This is a genomic window from Viridibacillus sp. KH_047 (assembly GCF_057838945.1).
The window spans coordinates 390,603-413,545 of the sequence record NZ_CM174479.1; the positions used below are offsets into that span (position 1 = coordinate 390,603).

Below are 22,943 nucleotides of genomic sequence, written 5' to 3' on the forward strand. Positions count from 1 at the left end.
CTTTTTTTTTAATTTTTTACTAGTTTTATATCCTGTTGATGTTTTATCCAGTATTGCTGTAATTTTCGCTTTCCAATGTTGATATCCGGGTGGAATTGAATAAATGCATTTTCTCTAGTTGAGTTCAATTGTTTAAGCGCATCTTGTATCTCTTGTTCTAGATTGCCATTATAATTTTTATTGGCAATTGTTAAACCCGCTAAATGTCCTTGTTTAATAGCAATTTTAGCACCTTCAATCCCTGTGATATTGCCAGCTACGTAAAGGCCATCTAGAACCGTTTCCATCGTCTCATTATGTAGGGGAACATAGCCACCAAGTTCTTCAATCCAATGGAATGGACAGCCTGCTAAAGCAGCTAATTCTGCTAAAGGATATAAGCCACCAGCGATGCAGACAAAATCAGCACTAATTTTTGTTTCTGTACCAGGGATTATTTCGCCTGATGGACTAATATCTGCTAGGACAACACCTTCTACAGAATTATTACCATAAATCTCAATAACAGCTTTACGAAGCATAATTGGAATATCCCACATTTTCATGCCTTTTTTAGGATAGAAGGTGATGCCCATTTTTTTTAGAAAATCATTTTTCATTAATTTACTTCCCATTTTTACTAATTGGGAAGGAGCCATATGTGCCACATTTAATAAGGAATTCATAACGGCTAGAGGATTCCCAGTTTCCTCCGTTACCTTTGTTAGCTTAGGTAAGGCAATACATGCAACTTCTATATTTGCTATTTTTAACTCCATTGCAATCGCAGAAGAAAGTACATTGACACCTACGATCACGCCTTTATTCCCTGGTTTAACACGATGAACATTTGTCATAACTTGAGCAGCGCCTACAGACATTACACCTGGTAGCGTCCACCCAGGTATAGGGATTGCCGATTCAGCAGCACCTGTCGCTAATAATAAATTTGGTGTTGTATAGGTATGTTCATTAGTATATACAACCCACTGGCTATCAATTTTTTCAATATTAGAGACTGGAGTACTTAATTTAAAATCAACACCTAATGCTAGTGCGCTATTGTAAAGGTTTGCGGATTCCTTGACGCCATTCCACCAGCCACCTGTTGGTTCTTCGTATAATTGACCAAGTAATCTACCACCTGCTTTCATATATTCATCAATGACAGTTACTTTTAATCCTTGTTGTGCCATGGAGATAGCCCCAGATAAGCCTGCTGGCCCTGCACCGATTACGATAGCATTATTCATTATTAGCCCTCCAATCACGAACAGGTGTCGGTAATTTTCCACCACTTATGATGTCCATATTCTCCTCTAAAGGTGTTAAACATGCACGTACTCCTTGTTGGCCGTTAACATGTACTCTGCATTCGAAACAATGTCCAATATTGCAGTAAATACCTCGTGGTGTCCCGCTCTCCTCGTGATAACGGATTGTACGAATACCGTTTGCCAATAAAGCAGCAGCAATAGATTCTCCTAATAAACCTGTTAGTGTTTCACCGTTATAAGTAAATGAAATTGTTTTTAAGTCATTTAATCGCCCTAATACCGGGTGATCTATAATACGCATTGTCATTTATTTACACCTCCTAAGTCTCCAAAGTGAATTGGACGAATGGGTGGCTGATATTTTAAGGAAACTTGTTTCTCGTTTCGCGGTTGAACTTTATTAGCTATACTGTCGACCAAATTGCGGCATGTTCTACCTCCACAGTAGCCCATACCAGCTCTAGTGCGGAGCTTTAGTTCGCGGGCTGTGCAATCGTAGGTTGTTGCTGTTTCGACCAATTCCCCGTATGTTACTTCTTCACATCTACAAATTATCATGTTGTTTTCTGACAATAAGCTCACCACTTTCAAAAATGTTTGCAATATATTCTTAAAAATAAATGCAAGAACTATGCCAAAAATCAACAATAGTTATTTTATGCCTAATTTATTGAGACGGTTGTAAAGTGTAGCGCGGGTGATACCAAGATTTTTTGCACATGTATTTTTATTCCCATCGGCTTTATGTAACTCTTTAAGTAATATATCTTTTTCGTATTCCTGTAATTGAAGATTCAAGGGGAAGGAATCGTATTGTTTCAAAGAATCGCTCTCCTCTTTTTTACTATTGGTAGGGGAGGGAGCATGTAACTCGATTGGTAAGTCCTCAGATTTTATTATTCCGTTATCAGAGAATACAACAAGTCTTTCAACGACGTTTTTTAGTTCACGAATATTTCCTGGCCATGAGTAGTCCATTAGATTTTGTAGTATGTCTTGAGAAATACCGTGAACAGGGCGGTTGTACTTAATAGAAATTTCATATAAGAAATAATGGGTTAATTCGATTATGTCGCTGATTCTTTCACGTAGAGCAGGAATTTTAATGTTGACTACGTTTAAGCGATAATATAAATCTTCTCTAAACTTTCCTTCTTTTATAAGCTCCATAAGATCACGGTTAGTAGCTGCAACAACATGAAAATCAACTTCAATTTCCTTTGTTCCCCCAACAGGATAGAATTTCTTTTCTTGCAGAAGCCGTAAGATTTTAACCTGCATATCGAGTGGCATTTCACCGATTTCATCTAAAAACAATGTTCCGCCCTTTGCAAGTTCTACTTTTCCTTTTTTCCCTTTTTGATCTGCTCCAGAAAATGCCCCTTTTTCATAACCAAAGATTTCACTTTCAAATAGTCCTGGTGGAATGGCACCACAGTTAATAGCTATAAACGGAGCTTTATCATCTTCTCTAATAGTGTGAATGGCTTTAGCAAATAACTCTTTTCCGACACCGCTTTCACCATTAATCAAAATGTTGGCATGTGTTGTAGCAGCCTTTTTTACTCTATCTAATGTCTTTTTTAGTGTAGGGCTATTTCCTTTTATGTAAGTGAAGGGATTATCAGCGTTTTTTACTTTTCTTACTGCTTCTTCTAGAGAGAATAATTTTTCTGAAGTCTCGTAAAGCTCATTATTTAAACGAATTTGATTTGTAATATTCGCTTCTGAGACAACTGCTCCAATTATAGTATCTTGCCAAATTACTGGATTTGAATTAATTAGTACCACTAAATCTTCTCGTGGCTGATGCTGAGCGTGTTGAATAGATGTACCTTTTTGCAATGAATTTAGAATTTCGAGGTGTTCAGCCTGGAAAAAATCAGTGATAGGTCGACCTAATACATCACGTTCCTTTAACGTAAATAACTCCTCTGCACCTTTTGTCCAATATAATATGTTCTGATTTTCATCAATAACTGTGCAAGATTCATCAATCGTATTTAAAATCGTATCAAAAAATATATTAGCCTTTATGTGCTCTGTAAATAAATTAGAAAGTAATAGAGTGCTAGTAGTATAGCCGATAATTTCATCATCCATAGTAAATAAAAAAGGCTTATTATGCTTACAAGCATTAAGAATAGTTGGCATCGGAGTATCAAAAGAAAAGATATCGCAAAAGATCTGTGAATTATCTAATTTAATAAATATTTCCCCAGTATCATTACGAAAAAAAGTTTGTTCTGAGGAATTAGTTTGTAATGAAGAGGTTAAAAGTTCTTTTGAATCAAGAATTGAAAAGTTTTTTGATAAGAGCTTAAGAAGTAATTTTTGTTCATTATTCATAAATATCCCCTACCTTAATTGTAAAATAAATTAGAATTGTCTAATTTATTTTACACAATATAAGAAAAAATAGAAAGTTAATCCAACTATTCTAAAAGTTTCGCTAAAAATTGGTTGTTTCATATTTATAATGATTGTACTTTAGCAATCAAATAAGCTGAATGCTAAATAGATAATTCAATCCAACTGATATAGAGCGGTTTTTAATACTAATTAATTTATCTATTTTTATTAAATCAGTGATATCTTCTGAGCAAAATTAAAAATTGGCACGGTTCCTGCATAATATATTGCTGACGGAAAGAAAAAGGAGGAGACATAGTGAGTGCTATACAACATCGAGATATTGTTGTGATAGGTGGTGGGATCATTGGTGCAGCAATCGCGTATTATGGCTCTAAAGCAGGTTTAGATATAACAGTACTTGAAAAAAATGAACTGGCTAGCGGAACATCTTCAAGATGCGACGGCAATATTTTAGCAATAGATAAAGATCCAGGTTTTGATAGTCAAATGTCTTTGAAAAGCCAGGAACTTGTTCATAAATTGAGTAATGAATTAGAAATTCCTTTTGAATATAGGAATCCTGGTAGTATTTTAGTTTGTGAAAATGATGCTGAAATGGAAGCAGCAAATCAATGGGTGAAAAAGCAACAAGAAGCTGGTTTAGATTTCAAAATGTTAGATCGACAAGATTTACGCAACGAATCAAAGTATTTTGCAGATGATTTATATGGGGGACTAGAGTGTGCAACCGACTCAACTGTAAACCCGTATATGCTGACGTTTTCTATGTTTCATAGTGCAGAAAAGCAAGGTACAAGAATTCATAAAAATATTGAAGTAAAGCATATAAAGAAAGATCCGGATGGTCGCTTTACAATCGAAACGTCAAATGGCATCTTTTCAGCAAATAAAGTAGTTAATGCATGCGGAGTTTGGGCTCCGAAAATTGGAGAAATGTTAGATTTACATATCCCCATCATACCAAGGAAAGGTCAGCTTATTGTGGCATCTCGTCAAGAGCCGGTTGGTCTGCGTAAAGTGATGGAATTTGGTTATTTAATATCGAAATTCGGTGGAGAAAGACAGGTGGATAAAGCGACTGAACAATATGGCGTTGCTTTAGTTTTTGAACCAACAGAGAGTCAAAATTTTTTAATTGGTAGTAGCCGCCAGTTTGCTGGATTTGATACAAGAGTAGACCATGAAGTAACGAAGTATATAGCAAAGAGGGCAGTTCGTTTTTATCCTAAAATGGCTGATATGACAGTAATTCGAACGTATGCAGGATTACGACCATGGACAGTGGATCATTTACCTATAATTTCTGAAGTTGAACATATTCCTGGATTTTATATTGCAGCAGGACATGAGGGTGATGGTATTAGTTTAGCAGCTGTGACTGGGAAATTAATTGAAGAAATGCTTACTGAAAAAGCTACTTCTGTTCCAATTGAACCTTTAAGATTACAACGTTTTAGGGAAAGGATGTTAACCTAATGAATCTGCAAAGATTATTTACAACCGTTGATACTCATACAGGAGGGAATCCAACACGAACATTAGTTAGTGGGTTACCACCATTAAAAGGTAAAACTATGTCTGAAAAAATGCTCTACATGCAACAAAACTATGATTGGATTAGAAAATTTTTGATGAATGAACCTCGTGGACACGATGTGATGTCCGGTGCTTTTATTACGGACCCTTGTCATCCAGATGCAGATGTTGGCGTAATTTATGTAGAAACGGGCGGTTATTTACCGATGTGTGGACACGACACAATTGGTCTGTGTACAGCATTGATTGAAACGGGAATGGTGCCGGTTGTAGAACCGTATACAAATATTAAAGTAGATACACCTGCAGGATTAGTAGATGTACAAGTGATGGTGGAAAAAGGCATAGCAAAAGAAGTAACTTTTGCTAATGTTCCAGCATTTTTATTGAAGTCTATTGAAATTGATGTGGAAGATATTGGGGAAGTGAAATGTGATATTGCTTATGGTGGGAATTTTTATGGAATTATAGATGCTCGATCATTGGATCTACCATTAGTTGAAAACAATGCATCTACCATTATCGACATAGGTATTCAAATTCGTAACGCTATAAATGAGCGTGAAGATATTGTGCATCCTGAATTTCCGTTTATCCGTGGTCTAACACATATTGAATTTTTTACAGATCCGGTTCATCCAACGGCAGATGTGAAAAATACAGTAATTGTTCCTCCAGGTGGAATTGATCGTTCACCTTGTGGAACAGGGACTTCTGCAAAACTGGCTACATTGTTTAGTAAAGGTGAAATTGGCATAGATGAGCTCTTTGTACATGAAAGTATTGTGGGCACTCTATTTAAAGCGAGAGTATTAGAAAAAACGAAAGTTAAACAATTAGATGCTGTGATCACTGAAGTAACCGGTTCGGCTTGGCTTATGGGTATGCACCGCTTCTTCTATAATGAACGTGACCCTTTAAAAGAAGGGTTCCTACTTATTCCACCTATGGAACATGAAACAGAGAAAGAAGGTGTCTAAATGAAGTTTGAGAAAATGTTTAGCACGATTGATGCGCATGTTGCGGGCGAAGCATACCGTATCGTAATTCAATCACCAATCACCTTTGCAGAAAATAACATTAAAATGAATCACGAAAAACTACAATCACAATTTGAAAATACTAAAAATCTGTTGCTAAAAGAACCTAGAGGCCATCGAGGTATGCACGGATGCATCGTTCTACCATCGGTTGTAGCAGATTTTAGCCTACTATTCTTTACTCATGAAGGAGTAAGCAATTTTAAATGCGAGTCTTTAATTGCAACTTTAACAGGACTATTAGAAACAGGGAATTTACAACAAAAATCTTCAAACCTTTATACCATTGAAACAGTGAACGGAATTTTTGAGTTACATGCTGAAATAGCTGATGGTGAAGTTATTGCTGTAACACTTCGTCACTCAAGTGATTTAATAGTTGAGAATTCTCAGGATACGCCTCTAATAGTAATAGATGAAGAGAGACAGTATGCAATATATGAGAAGGAGAATGAAGCTCAAGAAATTACTTTGGAGAATTTAGCTTCACTTAGTAAATGGGGCAAGGGAAAAATTCGTAACTTAATGGAAAAAGGTATAAATGTTACGGGTGTTGTTTTAATAGAACAAGATGCTGAAGATATTTCTCAAGTACGCTCAGTAACATTTGAGAGTGATGGCTATATTTTACGCTCACCAGGTATCGATAGTACTCTTGCGATCGCAAAAGTGTATCAGAAAGAAGTATTACAAAACTCAAGTATTTTTAACAGTACATTTATAGTGCAAAAGGATTCAAGTAAATCGCTTTATACTATTTCAACAGAAGCTTTTGTGACAGGTATACATCAGTTTATATTCGATCAGGAAGATCCGTTAGAAAACGGTTTTATATTAGCTTAAACAAATTTGAGGAGGAAATAACATGACAAAATTAGAAGGCGTTTTTCCAGTATTAATCACACCTATGTTCGACAATGGTGAAGTGAATTGGGAAGGATTCAAAAACAATATTGAGTATTTTGTTGCACAAAATGTAGGTGGTATCACGATTAATGGTAGTACAGGAGAATTTGTTAGTTTAACAAAAGAAGAACGTTTTAAAGCTGTAGAAATCGCTGTTGCACAAGTAAATGGTCGTATACCCTTAATTGTTGGTACAGCAGCAGAAACGACTGCTGATGCAATTGAGTTTACAAAACAAGCTGAAGAAGCAGGTGCTGATGCAGCATTATTAATCAATTCATACTATGCTCATCCAAAAGAAAATGAAATCTACGAGCATTTCAAAGAAGTCGCAGAATCTGTGAAATTACCAATCATGATTTATAATAATCCATTCACATCTGGCGTAAATATTAGCCAAGAAACGATTTTACAAGTCGGTCGTGACGTAGAGAATATTACACATATTAAAGAATCAAGTGGCGAAATCCGTAAAGTACGTGATATTACACGCCAAGGTAAAGGCTTTATCAAAACATTCTGTGGTGCAGATGATTTAGTATTAGAATCATTCCTAGTTGGAGCGACAGGATGGATTTCAGTAGCAGGTAATATCGCGCCAAAATTAGCGGTAGAACTATATGAGAGTGTGCAAAATGGCGATTTAGATAATGCTTGGTCAGTATATGATCGCTTATTACCATTATGTAACTTCCTAGAGGGTTCAGGAAAGTATGTGCAAATCGTTAAACGAGCAATGGAGATTAAAGGATTAGCGGGTGGTCCGGCACGTAAGCCACGCTTACCATTGACAGAGGAAGAGGACGCACAATTACAAGAGCTTATTAAAAATGTAGAAACAGTACCACAATAGTTTAATAGAAAACTATAAAAGGAATATATAGATATAGAGAAAATAATCCTCTCTTAGTGAACAACTAAAGGAGGATTGTTTTGAATGAATTTCTTATGGAGGGAGCAAGAGAAATGACAACAATTAATTATAGTCTAAAAGAAAAAGTAGTAGAATTTCTAAACGGAACCATTGGCTTGTATATTAACGGAGAATACGTACCATCGATTAGTGGGGGAAAGATAGACGTTATTGACCCTGCTACAGAGGACATCATCACACAAGTATGTGAGGCTCAAGCAGAAGATATTGATGTAGCAGTATCTGCAGCTCGCAAAGCTTTTGATGAAGGTACATGGACGAAATTAGAAGCAGCAGAGAGATCACGTCTTATGTACAAATTTGCAGATTTATTAGAGGAACATCGTGAGGAACTTGCACAATTAGAGTCACTTGATAATGGTAAACCATATGAAGTGGCTTTGGCAGATGATATCGATGGTACAATTCAGCATTTTAGATATTATTCAGGGTGGGCAACAAAAAGTTTAGGTAATACAGTTCCAGTATCTCCTGATTACGTAACTTATACGGTTCACGAGCCTGTAGGTGTTGTAGGGCAGATAATTCCGTGGAATTTCCCGTTAGCGATGGCCGCTTGGAAACTTGGAGCTGCTCTGGCAGTAGGTTGTACCGTAGTGATTAAGCCGGCGGCAGAAACGCCATTGTCATTATTATACGCGGCTAAATTATTTAAAGAAGCGGGCTTCCCAGATGGTGTTGTAAATGTTGTTCCAGGATCAGGTCAAGGAGCAGGTGGAGCAATTGTAGAGCATCCTCATGTTGATAGAGTGGCGTTTACAGGATCCACTGCGACGGGTAAAAAAGTAATGGAAACAGCTGCTCAGCAAATTAAAGGCGTGACATTAGAACTTGGTGGTAAATCACCAAGCATCATTTTAGAAGATGCTAACTTGGAAGAAGCTATTGAAGGTGTATTCAATGGGATTATGTACAACCACGGTCAAAACTGTAGTGCATGCTCACGCTTATTTATTCACCGCAAACATCATGATAATGTTGTTGAGGAATTAGTGAAACGAGCTAAAAACTTAAAACTAGGACGTGGTTTAGAGCCTTCAACAGATATGGGTCCATTAGTATCTGCAAAACAGCAAAATACTGTATTAGGCTATATTGAAAAAGGAAAAGCTGAAGGTGCAAAATTAGTTACAGGTGGCGGCAAGCCATTTGATAAAGGTTATTTTGTAGAACCTACTATTTTTGTAGATGTTGAAGATCATATGACTATTGCTCGTGAGGAGATTTTTGGACCAGTACTTGCTGTATTTGTATTTGATACAGTTGATGAGGTTATTCGACGTGCGAATGATAGTGACTATGGTTTAGCTGCTAGTGTGTGGACTGAGAATATTAAAACAGGTCATTATATCGCCAATCGTTTACAATCAGGGACAGTATGGATTAATGATTTTGGTCTTGAATGGGAAACAATGCCGTTTGGAGGCTATAAAAAATCCGGTGTTGGTAGAGAAATGGGCGGAGAATATGGTCTAGCAAACTACACTGAGGTTAAGAGTGTATTTGTGAATATTAAACGTTCATAACAAATCGACTTTTAAATAAGATGCTTTAGCACATTGTAAAATTAAGAGTAACATTTCAATATTAGTATTAAAGAAAATGCTCGATATCCTATTTAGGATATCGAGCATTTTGTAGTTGAAGTTAAAGCTCCTTACGCTTACTAGCAGAAGGAATCCTCATTTCCTCCCGGTATTTATTGATAGTTCTCCTAGAAATTGTGATGCCATATTCGGAGTTAAAATATTCTGCCATTTTTTGGTCGGAATATGGTTTTATTTTATTTTCTTCAGCAATGAGCTGTTGCAAAAGAGTCTTTACTTTTTCTTGTGAAATCGTATGGCCATCTTTTGTTTCTAGTTTGGATGTAAATAAGTTTTTAAGTTCAAATGTACCAGTTGGTGTTTGAACAAACTTATTGGTTGTTGCTCGACTTACGGTAGATTCATGCATTTCTATAGCTTCTGCTACTTCTTTTAAAGTAAGTGGTTGTAAAGCAGAAAAGCCTTTAAGAAAAAATTCCTGCTGCTTTCCTAAAAGTACCTGCATGATTTTAATAATTGTATTACGACGTTGTTCGATGCTGTTAATGAGCCAATTATAGTTTTTATAATGCTCATTAATATATTTTTTTTCATCACGATTTGCAGTTGGTAAGTTCATGTAAAAACTATTTAAATGGATATTTGGTAGGTAGGTATCATTTAAATGGAATAGTAATTGTTGATTATGTTCTTCCACAATAATATCTGGACGCAAATATTCCGTTGTGTCATTACTCATAACAGCACAGGGTTTCGGGTTCAAGGTTTTAATCAAATCATTACATTCTTTTATTTCTGCGAGTGAAATACGCATTTTATTGGCAATAACTTGCCATTTTTTCTCTGCTAATAAATTTAAATGTTCATTAATAAGAATAGTAAGTTGTTGGTGTTCAGGATATCGATCACGAGCTTGTAAGGTTAGACATTCTTCTAATGTACGGGCACCAATACCAGAAGGACCGATTTGTTGTAATAGTTGTATTCCTTCAGTAATTTCTTTTGTTTGAGCAGTGGTATGTATATGATCCGTTTGGAAGTATCCTTGATCATTTAAATTATAAATAATGTATTTTAACTGTTTTTGTATACAGGCATCATTGAAATTAAGTTTTACTAATTTATATAAATAATCTCTAAAATCAATTTCAGCCTTATATGTAATATCTGTAGTTTCTTTTCTTGAGTGATTTGAAAAAGTGTACATAGGTAACTTCTCGACGTATTGATCATCTGCTTTTTCTTGAAGTTCAATTAAAGGGTTCTCTAATTCTTGTTGCCGAATAAATTGTTCTAAATCATCATTAGAGTATTGAAGTAACTCGATTGACTGTCTAAGTTGAACTGTCATTAACATTTTCAATTCCTGACGTTGTTGAATTACAAGTTCCATATAATCCCCCTCTAATCTAATTCAACCATTATTTGATTATTGTAGCACATGTTCTATTTCCTAAAATATAAGTTTTTCTATGAAAATATACCATAGAAGAATTTGTTTGGATTTAAATTTTCAGTATTTTTCCATTTAAAGTAAATAAAATAGTGGTTAATGTAGTTATTCACTAATGATAGATTATTTTGAATTTAAAATCAAAATATGTCGTGTTGTGTCGGTAGAAACTCGAAGTGGCATGAAGATTGCATATAATAATTTATGAAAACGATGGATTTCAATTTAATGGGAGATGGGGGGTATTTTATGTTTCGCTATATTATGAGTAGGATTGGTTATATGTTTGTTACATTGTTTATCATTATTTTATTATCGTTTGTATTAATGCAGACGTTACCTGGGTCACCTTTTAATGATGAAAAATTGCCACCTGCACAAAAAGAATTATTATACGAAAAGTATGGGTTAGATAAGCCGGTAGCCGAACAGTTTGTAATTTACTTGAAAAATTTATCACAAGGGGATTTAGGTGTTTCCTTTACCTTTGATAATCGTCCAGTAACGAAGATTATTAGTGAACGCATTGGCGCATCAGCCGTTTTAGGGATACAAGCGATTCTATTAGGGACGATGGTAGGTTTATTATTAGGTATTTTAGCTGCATTAAGACATAACTCATTTTGGGATTATGGTGCCATGTTAATAGCAGTATTGGGTATTTCAATTCCGTCATTTGTATTTGCAGGGTTTTTACAATATTGGGTAGGGGTCAAACTAGAGTGGTTACCAATTGCCTTTTGGGGAGGATTTGAATATTCAATTTTGCCGACATTTGCGCTGTCAGTAAGTGTTGTTGCAACGATTGCTAGATTTACAAGAATCGAAATGTTAGAAGTCTTAGGACAGGAGTATATTATAACTGCAAAATCAAAAGGGCTATCCAGTTTCGAAATCATAGGTAAGCATGGAATAAGAAACGCACTTATTCCCATTATTACAATTATCGGACCACTTATTGTTAATACTATTACGGGCTCACTTGTTATTGAGAAGATTTTTAGTATACCAGGATTGGGCGAACAATTTGTAAATTCAATTATTACGAATGACTACCAACTGATTATGGGAACTACTATTTTTTATGCTGTTCTCTTCATAGTAGTTGTATTAATTGTAGATATTTTATACGGCTTTATTGATCCGCGTATTAGAGTAGCGGGGGGGAATCGATAATGGTAATAAAACATGATGAAAATTTAAAAGAGAAAAAGTATACACCTGATTTATTTGAACCATCCAATCAAGATGCAATAAAAAGAGAACAAATCATGAGACCTGAGCAATCCTTTTGGCAGGATGCCTGGAATAGGCTGAAAAAAAATAAAGCCGCTTTTTTAGGTTTACTGATTATTGTAGGTGTCATTTTATTGGCGATATTTGGCCCCTATATGAACAGTCATGGTTATGACGAACAAGATTTAAACCGCACTAATTTGCCACCAAAGATTCCTGTGCTAGAGAATATTTCATTTTTAGGGGTTGATGGCAAGGATATTCGTAATGTCGATCAATATGCTTCTAAAAACGTTGATGAGTTCTTTTGGTTTGGTACAGATGAATTGGGACGAGATTTATGGACGAGGATTTGGCAAGGGACTAGGATTTCGTTATATATTGCTTTTTTAGCAGCCACTATTGATTTAATTATTGGCGTAGCATATGGCGCGGTATCTTCATTTTATGGAGGAAGACTTGATACATTGATGCAACGCATTATTGAAGTTCTAGTTGGGATTCCAGGTTTAATTGTCAATATACTATTGATCTTAATACTAAAGCCAGGGATTCTTTCCATTACATTAGCAATGGTTATCGTAGGTTGGATAGGAATGGCCCGGATTGTCCGAGCACAAATACTAAAGCTGAAAGGTCAAGAATATGTATTAGCTTCTAAAACTTTAGGTGCGAGCAACCAGCGTTTAATATGGAAACATTTGATACCCAATACATTTGGTCCAATTATTGTGGTTACAACATTCACTATTCCAGGTGCTATTTTTACAGAGGCTTTATTGAGCTTTATTGGTTTAGGATTACAGCCGCCTGTCGCCTCTTTAGGAACCATTGTGAATGATTCTTATAAATTATTGCGAATATATCCACATGGAATGATCGTATCGTCAATCATAATTAGTTTAATCATGATTAGCTTCAATTTATTAGGTGATGGTTTACGGGATGCGTTTGACCCTAAAATGAGAAAATGAGGGGGATGAAACATGGATAATATACTTCAAGTGAAAAATCTTCATGTATCTTTTGATACATATGCAGGAGAAGTACAGGCTGTACGAGGTGTTTCTTTTGATTTGAAGGCTGGTGAAACACTAGCGATTGTAGGTGAATCAGGTTCAGGGAAATCTGTAACATCAAAAAGTTTGGTGCGATTAAATCCCCCTGATTCTACGAGGGTAAAGAACGGTGAAATCCTGTTTGAGGGAAGAAATATCTTGAATATTACTGAGCAAGAAATGCGTAAAATACGTGGCGCAGATATTGCGATGATTTTCCAGGATCCGATGACTGCATTAAATCCAACGATGACGATTGGAAAACAGATTGCGGAGAGTATCCGAAAACACACTAGTATGGGCGGTGCCAAGGTTAAAGAGCGAGTAATTGAGCTCCTTCAAATGGTTGGAATAAAAGATGCTGAAATTCGTATAAAGCAATATCCACATCAATTTTCTGGTGGGATGCGACAACGTATTGTCATTGCAATGGCGTTAGCATGTGAGCCTAAGATTATTATTGCGGATGAACCGACAACCGCATTAGATGTTTCAATTCAAGCGCAAATACTGGAACTTTTAAAACATATACAACAGCAAATGGGTCTATCTATTGTATTTATCACACATGATTTGGGTGTTGTAGCAAAAATGGCTGATCGTGTTGCAGTTATGTATGCAGGCAAGATTATTGAAATCGGCTTAGCAGATGAGGTTTTTTATAAAACAACACATCCGTATACCAAGGGATTACTTGCAGCCATGCCTAGACCAAATATGATGTCAGATGAACTCTATTCAATCCCAGGCTCTCCGCCAGATTTACTAAATCTCCCTCAAGGTGATGCATTTGCAGAGCGCAATAAACAGGCGTTGAAAATAGATTTTTTAGAAGAACCGCCTTTATTTCAGATATCAGATACGCATTTTGCTGCGACATGGCTATTGCATGAACTTGCACCAAAAACAGCGCCATTAGAAAATAAATCTGTGGATCCAATACCTAGTAATCATGCACTAGAAAAGGATCGTATTGCAAAGGAAAATCTGATTTTAGTTAAAGGATTAAAGCAGTATTTTAAATTGGATAAGCATAATACTGTAAAAGCAGTTGATGATATCAGTTTTAGTATATATAAGGGCGAAATTTTTGGTTTAGTAGGTGAATCAGGATGCGGAAAATCAACGACAGGTCGCTCTCTCATTAAACTAAACGATATGACTGAGGGAGAAGTAATAATTGATGGAAAGGATATTAGAAAAGTGAAGTCTAAGAAGGAGTTACTGGAGTTTAATCGTAAAGTTCAAATGATTTTCCAGGATCCTTATTCTTCTCTCAACCCGAGGATGAAAGTCGCTGACATAATTGCAGAAGGGCTTGATATTCATCAGCAAAATTTAGGGCAGCGTCAAGAAAAAGTACATGAATTACTTGAAACTGTAGGCCTAAATAAAGAGCATGCTAATCGCTACCCTCATGAATTTAGTGGTGGTCAGCGCCAACGTATTGGTATTGCAAGAGCTCTAGCAGTGGAACCAGACTTTATCATTGCGGATGAACCAATTTCTGCGCTAGATGTTTCGATTCAAGCGCAAATAGTAAATCTGCTAAAGAAGTTACAAAAAGAAAAAGGGCTTACTTATTTGTTTATTGCTCACGATTTATCGATGGTGAAATATATTAGTGATCGAATTGGCGTAATGTATAGAGGGAAAATTGTAGAGATGGCTAGCAGTGAAGAATTATATGAAAATCCAATACATCCTTATACAAAATCATTACTATCGGCATTACCACTGCCTGATCCATTGTTAGAAAGAGAGCGTAAACGTATCATCTTTGATGATAAATCTCATGAAGGTAGAAATCGAGAAAATGAAATTCTAAGAGAAGTTAGAGAAGGGCATTTTGTGATGTGCACCGAACAAGAATATGAAGAGTATAAGAAAAATCTTGAGGTGGTGGTTCATTAATGTCTTTTAAAGATGTTTATAGAATCGTAATTTGTATGTTGATTTCTATTGTCTTGTCAGTCGTATTTATCTATGTGTTTGGGCAAACGAATGTATTTCTGAGTATATTAAACAATTTATTTATCATAGCATCTATATTGTTAATAATCGGTGGAGGATTTTTTGTTCTTCAAGGGGGATTCTTCAATGGTATTACTTATAGTTTTAAACGATTTTTTAGTCGAATAACTAGATTAGGAGAGTATGCTACAGCAATTGACGGAGAAGTTGAATATACTTCAGTTTTTTCAAGTGATTACACGTATCCCATATTAATAGCAGGGGGCATTCAATTTATACTCGTATTGTTAATTTCAGTTGTTTATTTTTAAAAAAAGAGATGTGAGCAATTTGCTCACATCTCTTTTTTGTATGTCCTATTATGATTGTATTTTCTATGCGAAATGACTTGGTTAGTTAATCACTCTCTATTTTTCAATGTATGCCCATTTGTAACTCATATCTGCAGAGAATGGATGCTCATAAAGGTTTTTCACATAAGGTTTCGTCAAGCGGCTAATACCTATTTGGTAAGTTGGTGCGAATGCGACATCATCTAGCATTAACTTCTCAGCTTGTTGCATTAATTCCCAACGTTTTTTAGTGTCGACAGTTACTTTCGCTTCTTTGATAAGTTTATCAACGCTACTATTACTGTAGTTAGATTGATTGTATGGTGCACCTGTCTCAAATAAATCGATATACGTCATAGGATCTTGGTAGTCGGGTCCCCAGCCACCATAATCTAAGTCAAAATCGACTTTAGCTTCTAAAGCTAATTTTTGTTTGTTAGGTTGCATATTAATAGTTAGTTCAATACCTTTTAAGTTTTTTTCAAGTTGATTTTTAATGTATTCGACTGCGCTTTTAGTTTGTGCAGTATCGTAACTTAGTAATTCTAGAGTCACTTTGTCAGTACCTAATTCTTTTAAGCCTTTCGCCCAATATTCTTGAGCCTTTTTAATATCAGTTTTGTTCATATCACCATTGCCATCACGGAAGTCTTTACCATCGGGGCCTGAAGATAAACCTTTTGGTACTAGGAAATATGCAGCGATAGAACCGTTTTTCATAATGACATTTGCCATAGATTCTTTATCCCAACCCATATCGATAGCTTTACGGATATTTTGATTAGATAGATATTTATTTTTGTGATTAATACGTAAAAAGTATGTGTTAGGTTTTAAGAAAGTTGAGAATTCTGGGCTATCTTTGTATTGATCAACAAATTCACTTGATAAAGTAGCAGTATCAATTTCATTTGCCTCGTATAGATTCATAGCAGTTGCCGTATCTTTAACGATTTTTTGGTTAATTGTAGTTAGTTTTACAGTATCTTTATCCCAATATTTTCCATTCTTTTTAAATGTCCAACCTTGACCTTGTTTCCATGATTCTAATACAAAGGGACCATTGTATATCATTTTGTCAGTTTCAAGTGCATACTGGTCACCTTGTGCTTCCGTGAATTCTTCATTTTGTGGGAAGAATGGTGCGTAAGTTGTTAAGCTTAAGAAATATGGAATTGGTCTTTCTAGTTCGATTTCTAATGTATAGTCATCTACTGCTTTAATTCCAAGTTGATCAATTTTACCATAAAGTGGGTCGTTTTTATCTTGAATTTTTACAGCATTTTTAATGTCTAGCATTAGATAAGAATAGACAGCTTGTGTTTCGGGATTAATAGCCTTTGACCAAGCATAAATAAAGTCGTGTGTCGTAACTGGAGCATCATTACTCCAAACAGCATCTTTGCGAAGTTTGAAAGTATAAGTCTTACCATCTTCGGATATTTCATGTGACTCGGCGATACCTGGAACTGCTTCGTTTTCAGGCCCGATGCGATATAAGCCTTCATAAACAGAGTTCATAGCAGTTACTGCTAAGGCGTCTAAGCTACCGAGTGTACTCATCGTTGTTAAATCTCCTGACGCAGATAGATTTAATACTTGTTCAGCCGTTGAACTGTTAGGGTCATTAGCTTTTTCACCTTCCGTTTTAGTAGCTTCATCCTTACCGTAGCAGCCTGTTAAAATAATCATTAAAGAAAATAATAACGTGAAAGAAAACAAAAATTTCTTCTTCATAAAATAAGCCCCCCTATTTTAAAATCCCAACAAACGAAAGGAATCATATCCTCCTTCTGAATGTGAGTCGTAGTAATAGTATGCAATATTCATGCCTATATTTTTATTTAGGTACAAATTTAGTGGAAGACTGGCATAATACTTGCAACATGTTAAATATTAAATTATTGGAGGGTTGAAAATGGGGAAATTAGAAAAGCTAAGAGCCGTATTAGAAGAGCAAGGGTTGGAAAGTTTAATTGTGACAAATGATCAAAATCGACGTTACTTAACAGGGTTTACAGGGAGTGCAGGAACTGTGTTGGTAACAAAAAACAAAGCATTTTTATTTGTGGATTTCCGCTATGTTCAACAAGCACAAGATCAAGCAACGGACTTTACTGTGCAAGAAATTGACCGCGCTGTTATGTATGAAGTAATTTCTGATACATTACAGGAAGAAAATATTAGTAGAGTTGGATTTGAGGAAAAGAATATTACGTATTACTTACATTCATTTTTTGCTAAGCATATTCAAGCAGAACTTGTACCCGTTTCAGGTGCAGTAGAAAAATTACGTATGATTAAATTACCTGAAGAAATTGAAAAGATTAAAATAGCGGCAAGTATTTCTGATGCAGCATTTACGCATATATTAGATTATATAAAACCAGGCATATCAGAAATTGATATTGCCAATGAACTAGAGTTTTACATGCGAAAAAAAGGAGCTACTTCGTCTGCTTTTGATATGATTATAGCTTCAGGGCATCGATCAGCATTACCACATGGTGTCGCTAGTAATAAGTTAATAGAAGAAGGGGATATCATAACGCTTGATTTTGGGGCTTACTATGATGGCTATCGTTCAGACATGACACGTACAATTGCTATAGGACAACCAACAGAAGAAATGAAAGAAATCTATAATATTGTTCATGGTGCACTAGAAAATGCACTGACTCATATTAAAGTAGGCATGACTGGTAAAGAAGCTGATGCTTTGACAAGACAATATATAGAAGAAAAAGGATTCGGAAAGCAATATGGACATGGTTCTGGACATGGGATAGGGTTAGATATTCATGAGGACATTTTCATGTCTCCAGTTTCGGAAGAGTTATTACAAGAAGGAATGGTGTTAACTGTTGAACCTGGTATTTATCTACCTAATATAGGCGGAGTTCGTATTGAAGATGATGTGTTAATTAAAAAGGATGGAATAGAAATTTTGACTACTTCTCCAAAAGAGTTAATTATTTTATCTATGTCTATAAAATAAGACAGTTGTCAAAAAATCTATACAGTACAAAAAAGAACGACTGATATTATCAGTCGTTCTTTCTTTTATGTTTTTCTATTATGTTATTCGATCACTTCATACAATGAAATGCTCTCAATATAATTTACAAATCTTCGCAGCTCTTTTTCTTCTGCTCGTTCAATTTCACCGGCTTCGTACATTTTCTGAATTTCCATACGTTCAGTTTCGATTAGAAGAGCCCGTAATTCTTCTTTTATTTCATCGCGTCGTTCAGAATTTTGAATGACGGATTGTTTCATCCTATCCATGATTTTGCGATACTCGTAAATAATAGAATTTACAAGATCAGGATTTTCTTCAGATTTAGCATATTGTTCTAAAGCATCTATACCTGCACCTATAGCGCGCATACGCAACTCTTTCTTTTGGCGGAAATATTCAATGCGTTTATCTTTATTTAGACTGTATATTTTTCTAGAAGTTCGCCAGTGAAGTAAAATTTTATATAGGAGGGCAATGACTTTAGGACGATTTGGATTACAAATATTTTTTTCGCGTTCTTTAAAAGCAATTTGGCAGGCAGAATATATATCAGGGTCTAAATTTTGTTCCTTTTGAGTCATTTCTATATACTCTTTTTCTGCTTTTAAGCCGAGTAAACGCAGTCTCTTTATTTGTTGCTTACGTTCTTTCGAAACTAACTTTTCTGCATTGAACTCTACATCGATTTGATTAAACATTAATTTATATTCGTCTATTAATTCAAAAGCGACAGTTTGGTTTTCTTCAGTCATCACTGTATTGATTTTACGAATTGAAGCAATCAGCAAGCGTTTCTTTGCTTCATTGAAAGTGAGTTTTCCTTCACGTATTTCTAAAATTTCTTCTTCATCAATTAAAAGAGGTAAGAAAATTGTAGCAATCAGCAATGTAAATAAAATAACACTAGATGCTAAAAATAAAATCAGCGAGCGTTCTGGAAACAAATTTCCGTTATCGACTAGTAAAGGAAGGGATAAGACCCCTGCCATTGTGACAGCACCGCGTACGCCTGTTAAGCTTGTCAGTAAACTCGTTTTCAGACTAGGTTTTTCTATTTCTTGAATTGCGTCTTTTTTATATTCATAGTAAGAAAAAGCGTATGACCAAATGAAACGAATACCTAAAATAACAAAGCCAATGGCAATGGAGTAACCGATGATTTTCCAGTTATTCATAGATGGATTCTCTAGTGTTTCTGTCATAGACAACGGAATATTCAATCCAAGTAACAAGAATACGACCCCGTTTAAGATAAACAGTACGATAGACCAAGTGTTTTCTGTTATTAGTTGTTCTTCTGCAATTAAAGTCTCCGTATGATCTTTTACAAGTGCATGTACAATACCACCTACAACAACTGCAATAACCCCGGATGCATGGAAAACATCTTCAGCAATTAAGTAAATAATAAAAGGTGTTAGTAGCTGTAATAGTGAATGGAAAACGACATCATGGATGCCCTTCTTCCGAAGGGTAAAGCGCACCTGTGTAATTACGACGGCTAAGATTAGACCAAGAATAGCTCCGGCTAAAAATGTATAAGTAAATTCAAAAAGAGCTTCCTTAATTGAAAAATACCCTGTGACAACAGCAGCCACGGCGAATTTGAAAGCAACTAAGCCAGAAGCATCATTAATAAGTGATTCACCATGAACAAGATTTAAAATCTTCTCGGGTATTTGGATACGCTTTGCAATACCGTTTACTGCTACTGGATCTGTTGGCGATAAGATAGCTGCAAGTGCAAATGCGGCAGCAAGTGGTATATCAGGAATTAGCCAATGAATAAAGTAACCACCGCCAAGTGTCGTGAGAAGAACTAATATAATGGCATTCCCAAGAATAGGCGCGCGCATTCTCCATAGTTCTTCTCTAGGGAAATTGCGTCCATCATTATACAAAAGTGGGGCAACAAAAAGTAATAAAAACCATTCGGATTCAAGCTGGAGCGTCATTTCATTAGCGAATATAGCTAGTAGAACGCCAAGTGCTATTTGGATTAGTGCTGTAGGTATAAATGGAATAAAATATCCAATTGCATTTGATAATAACAGGCAATTTAATAGTAAGAGGATTGTAATTAATAAATCCATAAAAAACTCCCTTCAAAAAAGTATCGATAGAAAAGTAAGTAGTTATTCATTACCCTTTGTCAGAAATAAATGTACGGTATAAAGAAGCTTTTAAGACTATATGAAAAGACCACGTTAAATTTGACAAAGTTGTAATCGTTCACAAATATTTACGTGAATATGTGATAGATATCATGACAGTTTCAAAAATGAAAGTTTATACTAGAACTACAAATGAACATTTTATTTAAGATAAAGTCCCTGTGAGGAGTGAATATATTGAAAACAGTTGTTGTAGTTGGTGGCGGTATAACAGGCCTTTCTACTGTGCATTATTTACAAAAGGAAAAAGAGAAAAAAGGATTAGATATAAATTTAGTATTGGTAGAAAAGAATGACTACTTAGGCGGTAAAATGCACTCTGTAGAAAATGACGGCTTTATTTTGGAGACGGGTGCGGATTCGATTGTTGCGCGTCATTCAAGTGTTATGCCTTTAGTAGAAGACTTAGGGTTACAAGATGACCTTGTATATAATGGTACAGGAATTTCGTATATTTACACAAATAATACATTGCACGCGATTCCAGCAGACAGCGTTTTTGGCATTCCTACAAGTATAGAGTCCCTTGAAAGTAGCACATTAGTTTCGGCAGAGGGAAAAAAAGAGGCGTTAAAAGATTTAGAATTGCCTAATGAACATTTTACAAAAGATAGCTCAATCGGTGCTTTCTTAGAGTATTTTTTAGGAAAAGAACTTGTTGGAAAGCAAATAGCGCCAGTATTATCAGGGGTATATTCAGGGAAATTAGATACGCTGACAATGGCTTCAACATTACCGTATTTACTCGATTATAAAGAGCAGTACGGAAGTATTATTAAAGGGTTTGGCGCACATAAAGAAGAATTTCAAAAAGCAGCAAATAAAAAATTCATATCCTTTAAAAATGGATTATCTTCTTTGTTTAATCGTTTTGAGGAGAAGTTAACAGACATTACAATACTAAAAGGCGTTTCAACAAATCATATCGAAAAAAGCGGAGCCAAATATAAACTGACGTTTCATAATCACGAAGCAATTGAAGCTGAGTTCATCGTGTTAACAACACCACATGATGTAACTAAAAAGCTATTAAAAGATCCAAATTTGGATGAGGAATTTAATGAATTTAGCAACGCCTCACTAATTACGATTTATTTAGGCTTTGACATTCCTGACAGTCAATTACCTGCAGACGGTACTGGTTTTATTGTGTCTGAAAACAGTGACGTCAAATGTAATGCTTGTACATGGACAAGCCGTAAGTGGAGCCATACTTCAAAAGATGGCAAATTGCTTGTGCGTTTATTTTATAAAAATTCAAACCCGGATTTTGAGAATATGAAGCATTTAAGTAAAGAAGAATTAACTAAAATTGCATTAGATGATATTGCAAAAAGCTTGAAGATAAAAGCAGAGCCTACTGTTATAGATGTGACAAAATGGAATGATTTAATGCCTGTTTATCATCTTGGTCATGCAAAAACAGTAGAAGCCCTATCAACTAAAATGGCTTCTTCATATGACAATATATTACTAGCAGGTTGTTCTTATTACGGTGTAGGTATTGGACCGTGTATTAAGAACGGGAAAGAAACAGCAGAATCGATTCTAGCAAAATTAACAAGGTAGATAGAAAAGAGCTAAAGAGATACCAATTTCTTTAGCTCTTTTTTTTAGGATAAATTTTAACAGTATGTCAAACTGCTTGAAAATGCTAAATGAATTGTTACTTTAAAATGAATGAGTAAAAAGAAGGGCGAAAAAAGGGAAGTTTGATTTTAGGCATCCTCTTGTTAGTAATTGGTTTAGTATTCATTTTCTATCAACCAATCATGGGGTATTTCATTTCGAATATGTCGAAGGCAACGATTGAGCAACAAGACATAGCATTAACGATTTAAAATATACTTATAATACAGAGTTTTGCTACAATTACAAAAATACTCTTGACGATATTCTTTTATAGGGTTATGATTCTTTTAATTATTCAAACAATTAAATAAATATTTCTTATCAAGAGAAGCTGAGGGACTGGCCCTTTGAAGCTTCAGCAACCAGCCATCTGGTCAGGTGCTAACTCCAGCGGATTTACAGATTGTCCGAAAAGATAAGAAGGAGCGAATAGCGTAATCGTCAAGCCTTCTTATCCATGAGAAGGC

The 22,943-nt window shown here is 35.3% G+C and carries 19 protein-coding genes and 1 riboswitch; of the genes, 12 read left to right on the plus strand and 7 right to left on the minus strand.

The genetic code is table 11. The annotated features are described in order from the left end of the window. Positions 1-8: 8 nt before the first annotated feature. The 4 genes from AC3IS5_RS02070 to AC3IS5_RS02085 all read right to left on the minus strand — a co-directional run bounded on the left by AC3IS5_RS02070 (position 9) and on the right by AC3IS5_RS02085 (position 3,605). Positions 9-1,232, minus strand: a complete 1,224-nt coding sequence (locus tag AC3IS5_RS02070; protein ID WP_489426362.1) for an NAD(P)/FAD-dependent oxidoreductase — start codon at positions 1,230-1,232, stop codon at positions 9-11. Further along, complete coding sequence (locus tag AC3IS5_RS02075) at positions 1,225-1,563, minus strand: (2Fe-2S)-binding protein (protein WP_489426363.1); 339 nt, start codon at positions 1,561-1,563, stop codon at positions 1,225-1,227. The genes AC3IS5_RS02070 and AC3IS5_RS02075 overlap by 8 nt, the downstream gene beginning before the upstream one ends. Further along, positions 1,560-1,814: a (2Fe-2S)-binding protein gene (locus tag AC3IS5_RS02080; protein WP_489427801.1), complete on the minus strand. Its 255-nt coding sequence runs from the start codon at positions 1,812-1,814 to the stop codon at positions 1,560-1,562. Before AC3IS5_RS02080 ends, AC3IS5_RS02075 begins: the two co-directional genes overlap by 4 nt. A 93-nt stretch (positions 1,815-1,907) precedes the next feature. After that, the gene (locus AC3IS5_RS02085) at positions 1,908-3,605 is read right to left on the minus strand and encodes a sigma-54 interaction domain-containing protein (RefSeq protein ID WP_489426364.1); all 1,698 of its coding nucleotides are present in this window, start codon (positions 3,603-3,605) and stop codon (positions 1,908-1,910) included. Positions 3,606-3,935: 330 nt separating this feature from the next. Between AC3IS5_RS02085 and AC3IS5_RS02090 the strand changes: the two genes are divergently transcribed. From AC3IS5_RS02090 to AC3IS5_RS02110, 5 genes are all read left to right on the plus strand, one after another. Further along, a complete protein-coding gene (locus tag AC3IS5_RS02090) occupies positions 3,936-5,108 on the plus strand; it encodes an NAD(P)/FAD-dependent oxidoreductase (RefSeq protein WP_489427802.1) in 1,173 nt (390 codons plus the stop codon). Next, the gene (locus AC3IS5_RS02095) at positions 5,108-6,148 is read left to right on the plus strand and encodes a proline racemase family protein (protein ID WP_489426365.1); all 1,041 of its coding nucleotides are present in this window, start codon (positions 5,108-5,110) and stop codon (positions 6,146-6,148) included. Before AC3IS5_RS02090 ends, AC3IS5_RS02095 begins: the two co-directional genes overlap by 1 nt. Continuing rightward, positions 6,149-7,051, plus strand: a complete 903-nt coding sequence (locus AC3IS5_RS02100) for a proline racemase family protein (RefSeq protein ID WP_489426366.1) — start codon at positions 6,149-6,151, stop codon at positions 7,049-7,051. It abuts the gene before it with no gap. A 22-nt stretch (positions 7,052-7,073) separates the two neighbouring features. After that, on the plus strand, positions 7,074-7,967 hold the full coding sequence (gene dapA, locus AC3IS5_RS02105; protein WP_489426367.1) for a 4-hydroxy-tetrahydrodipicolinate synthase: 894 nt from the start codon (positions 7,074-7,076) through the stop codon (positions 7,965-7,967). A 113-nt stretch (positions 7,968-8,080) separates the two neighbouring features. Next, a complete protein-coding gene (locus AC3IS5_RS02110) occupies positions 8,081-9,574 on the plus strand; it encodes an aldehyde dehydrogenase family protein (protein WP_489427803.1) in 1,494 nt (497 codons plus the stop codon). Positions 9,575-9,695: 121 nt separating this feature from the next. On the opposite strand, the gene rpoN is transcribed toward AC3IS5_RS02110, so the two are convergent. After that, on the minus strand, positions 9,696-10,988 hold the full coding sequence (rpoN, locus tag AC3IS5_RS02115) for an RNA polymerase factor sigma-54 (protein ID WP_489426368.1): 1,293 nt from the start codon (positions 10,986-10,988) through the stop codon (positions 9,696-9,698). Between the two features lie 309 nt (positions 10,989-11,297). Here rpoN and opp3b point away from each other — a divergent pair, with 309 nt between their 5' ends. The 4 genes from opp3b to AC3IS5_RS02135 are packed head-to-tail and all read left to right on the plus strand — an operon-like array spanning position 11,298 to position 15,627. Then, positions 11,298-12,224 carry an oligopeptide ABC transporter permease gene (gene opp3b, locus AC3IS5_RS02120; protein WP_489426369.1) on the plus strand — a complete coding sequence of 309 codons (927 nt, stop codon included), beginning with the start codon at positions 11,298-11,300 and terminating at the stop codon, positions 12,222-12,224. Further along, on the plus strand, positions 12,224-13,258 hold the full coding sequence (gene opp3C / locus AC3IS5_RS02125) for an oligopeptide ABC transporter permease (RefSeq protein WP_489426370.1): 1,035 nt from the start codon (positions 12,224-12,226) through the stop codon (positions 13,256-13,258). The genes opp3b and opp3C overlap by 1 nt, the downstream gene beginning before the upstream one ends. A gap of 12 nt (positions 13,259-13,270) precedes the next feature. Then, the gene (locus tag AC3IS5_RS02130; RefSeq protein WP_489426371.1) at positions 13,271-15,256 is read left to right on the plus strand and encodes an ABC transporter ATP-binding protein; all 1,986 of its coding nucleotides are present in this window, start codon (positions 13,271-13,273) and stop codon (positions 15,254-15,256) included. Further along, a complete protein-coding gene (locus AC3IS5_RS02135; protein WP_489426372.1) occupies positions 15,256-15,627 on the plus strand; it encodes a DUF3899 domain-containing protein in 372 nt (123 codons plus the stop codon). Before AC3IS5_RS02130 ends, AC3IS5_RS02135 begins: the two co-directional genes overlap by 1 nt. Positions 15,628-15,723: 96 nt before the next feature. Here the strand turns inward: AC3IS5_RS02135 and AC3IS5_RS02140 are convergent, their stop codons facing one another. Then, positions 15,724-17,385 carry a peptide ABC transporter substrate-binding protein gene (locus AC3IS5_RS02140; RefSeq protein WP_489426373.1) on the minus strand — a complete coding sequence of 554 codons (1,662 nt, stop codon included), beginning with the start codon at positions 17,383-17,385 and terminating at the stop codon, positions 15,724-15,726. 181 nt (positions 17,386-17,566) lie between these two features. Between AC3IS5_RS02140 and AC3IS5_RS02145 the strand changes: the two genes are divergently transcribed. Next, complete coding sequence (locus tag AC3IS5_RS02145) at positions 17,567-18,646, plus strand: M24 family metallopeptidase (RefSeq protein ID WP_489426374.1); 1,080 nt, start codon at positions 17,567-17,569, stop codon at positions 18,644-18,646. An 83-nt stretch (positions 18,647-18,729) separates the two neighbouring features. On the opposite strand, the gene AC3IS5_RS02150 is transcribed toward AC3IS5_RS02145, so the two are convergent. Continuing rightward, positions 18,730-20,763 (minus strand): Na+/H+ antiporter, encoded by a 2,034-nt coding sequence (locus AC3IS5_RS02150; protein WP_489426375.1) that lies wholly within the window; start codon positions 20,761-20,763, stop codon positions 18,730-18,732. 258 nt (positions 20,764-21,021) lie between these two features. On the opposite strand from AC3IS5_RS02150, the gene AC3IS5_RS02155 reads away from it, so the two are divergent. Together AC3IS5_RS02155 and AC3IS5_RS02160 are read left to right on the plus strand one after the other, a co-directional pair. After that, on the plus strand, positions 21,022-22,413 hold the full coding sequence (locus AC3IS5_RS02155; RefSeq protein WP_489426376.1) for a protoporphyrinogen oxidase: 1,392 nt from the start codon (positions 21,022-21,024) through the stop codon (positions 22,411-22,413). Positions 22,414-22,556: 143 nt separating this feature from the next. Next, positions 22,557-22,685 (plus strand): hypothetical protein, encoded by a 129-nt coding sequence (locus AC3IS5_RS02160; RefSeq protein WP_489426377.1) that lies wholly within the window; start codon positions 22,557-22,559, stop codon positions 22,683-22,685. Between the two features lie 106 nt (positions 22,686-22,791). Then, positions 22,792-22,898, plus strand: a riboswitch (SAM riboswitch). Positions 22,899-22,943: the final 45 nt, after the last annotated feature.

Coding starts and splice junctions, on each gene's coding strand:
- AC3IS5_RS02100 (WP_489426366.1), top strand. CDS start 6,149: ATGAAGTTTGAGAAAATGTTTAGCACGATTGATGCGCATGTTGCGGGC.
- AC3IS5_RS02145 (WP_489426374.1), top strand. CDS start 17,567: ATGGGGAAATTAGAAAAGCTAAGAGCCGTATTAGAAGAGCAAGGGTTG.
- AC3IS5_RS02070 (WP_489426362.1), bottom strand. CDS start 1,232: ATGAATAATGCTATCGTAATCGGTGCAGGGCCAGCAGGCTTATCTGGG.
- AC3IS5_RS02080 (WP_489427801.1), bottom strand. CDS start 1,814: ATGATAATTTGTAGATGTGAAGAAGTAACATACGGGGAATTGGTCGAA.
- AC3IS5_RS02095 (WP_489426365.1), top strand. CDS start 5,108: ATGAATCTGCAAAGATTATTTACAACCGTTGATACTCATACAGGAGGG.
- rpoN (WP_489426368.1), bottom strand. CDS start 10,988: ATGGAACTTGTAATTCAACAACGTCAGGAATTGAAAATGTTAATGACA.
- AC3IS5_RS02075 (WP_489426363.1), bottom strand. CDS start 1,563: ATGACAATGCGTATTATAGATCACCCGGTATTAGGGCGATTAAATGAC.
- AC3IS5_RS02130 (WP_489426371.1), top strand. CDS start 13,271: ATGGATAATATACTTCAAGTGAAAAATCTTCATGTATCTTTTGATACA.
- AC3IS5_RS02135 (WP_489426372.1), top strand. CDS start 15,256: ATGTCTTTTAAAGATGTTTATAGAATCGTAATTTGTATGTTGATTTCT.
- AC3IS5_RS02110 (WP_489427803.1), top strand. CDS start 8,081: ATGACAACAATTAATTATAGTCTAAAAGAAAAAGTAGTAGAATTTCTA.
- opp3C (WP_489426370.1), top strand. CDS start 12,224: ATGGTAATAAAACATGATGAAAATTTAAAAGAGAAAAAGTATACACCT.
- dapA (WP_489426367.1), top strand. CDS start 7,074: ATGACAAAATTAGAAGGCGTTTTTCCAGTATTAATCACACCTATGTTC.
- opp3b (WP_489426369.1), top strand. CDS start 11,298: ATGTTTCGCTATATTATGAGTAGGATTGGTTATATGTTTGTTACATTG.
- AC3IS5_RS02085 (WP_489426364.1), bottom strand. CDS start 3,605: ATGAATAATGAACAAAAATTACTTCTTAAGCTCTTATCAAAAAACTTT.
- AC3IS5_RS02150 (WP_489426375.1), bottom strand. CDS start 20,763: ATGGATTTATTAATTACAATCCTCTTACTATTAAATTGCCTGTTATTA.
- AC3IS5_RS02140 (WP_489426373.1), bottom strand. CDS start 17,385: ATGAAGAAGAAATTTTTGTTTTCTTTCACGTTATTATTTTCTTTAATG.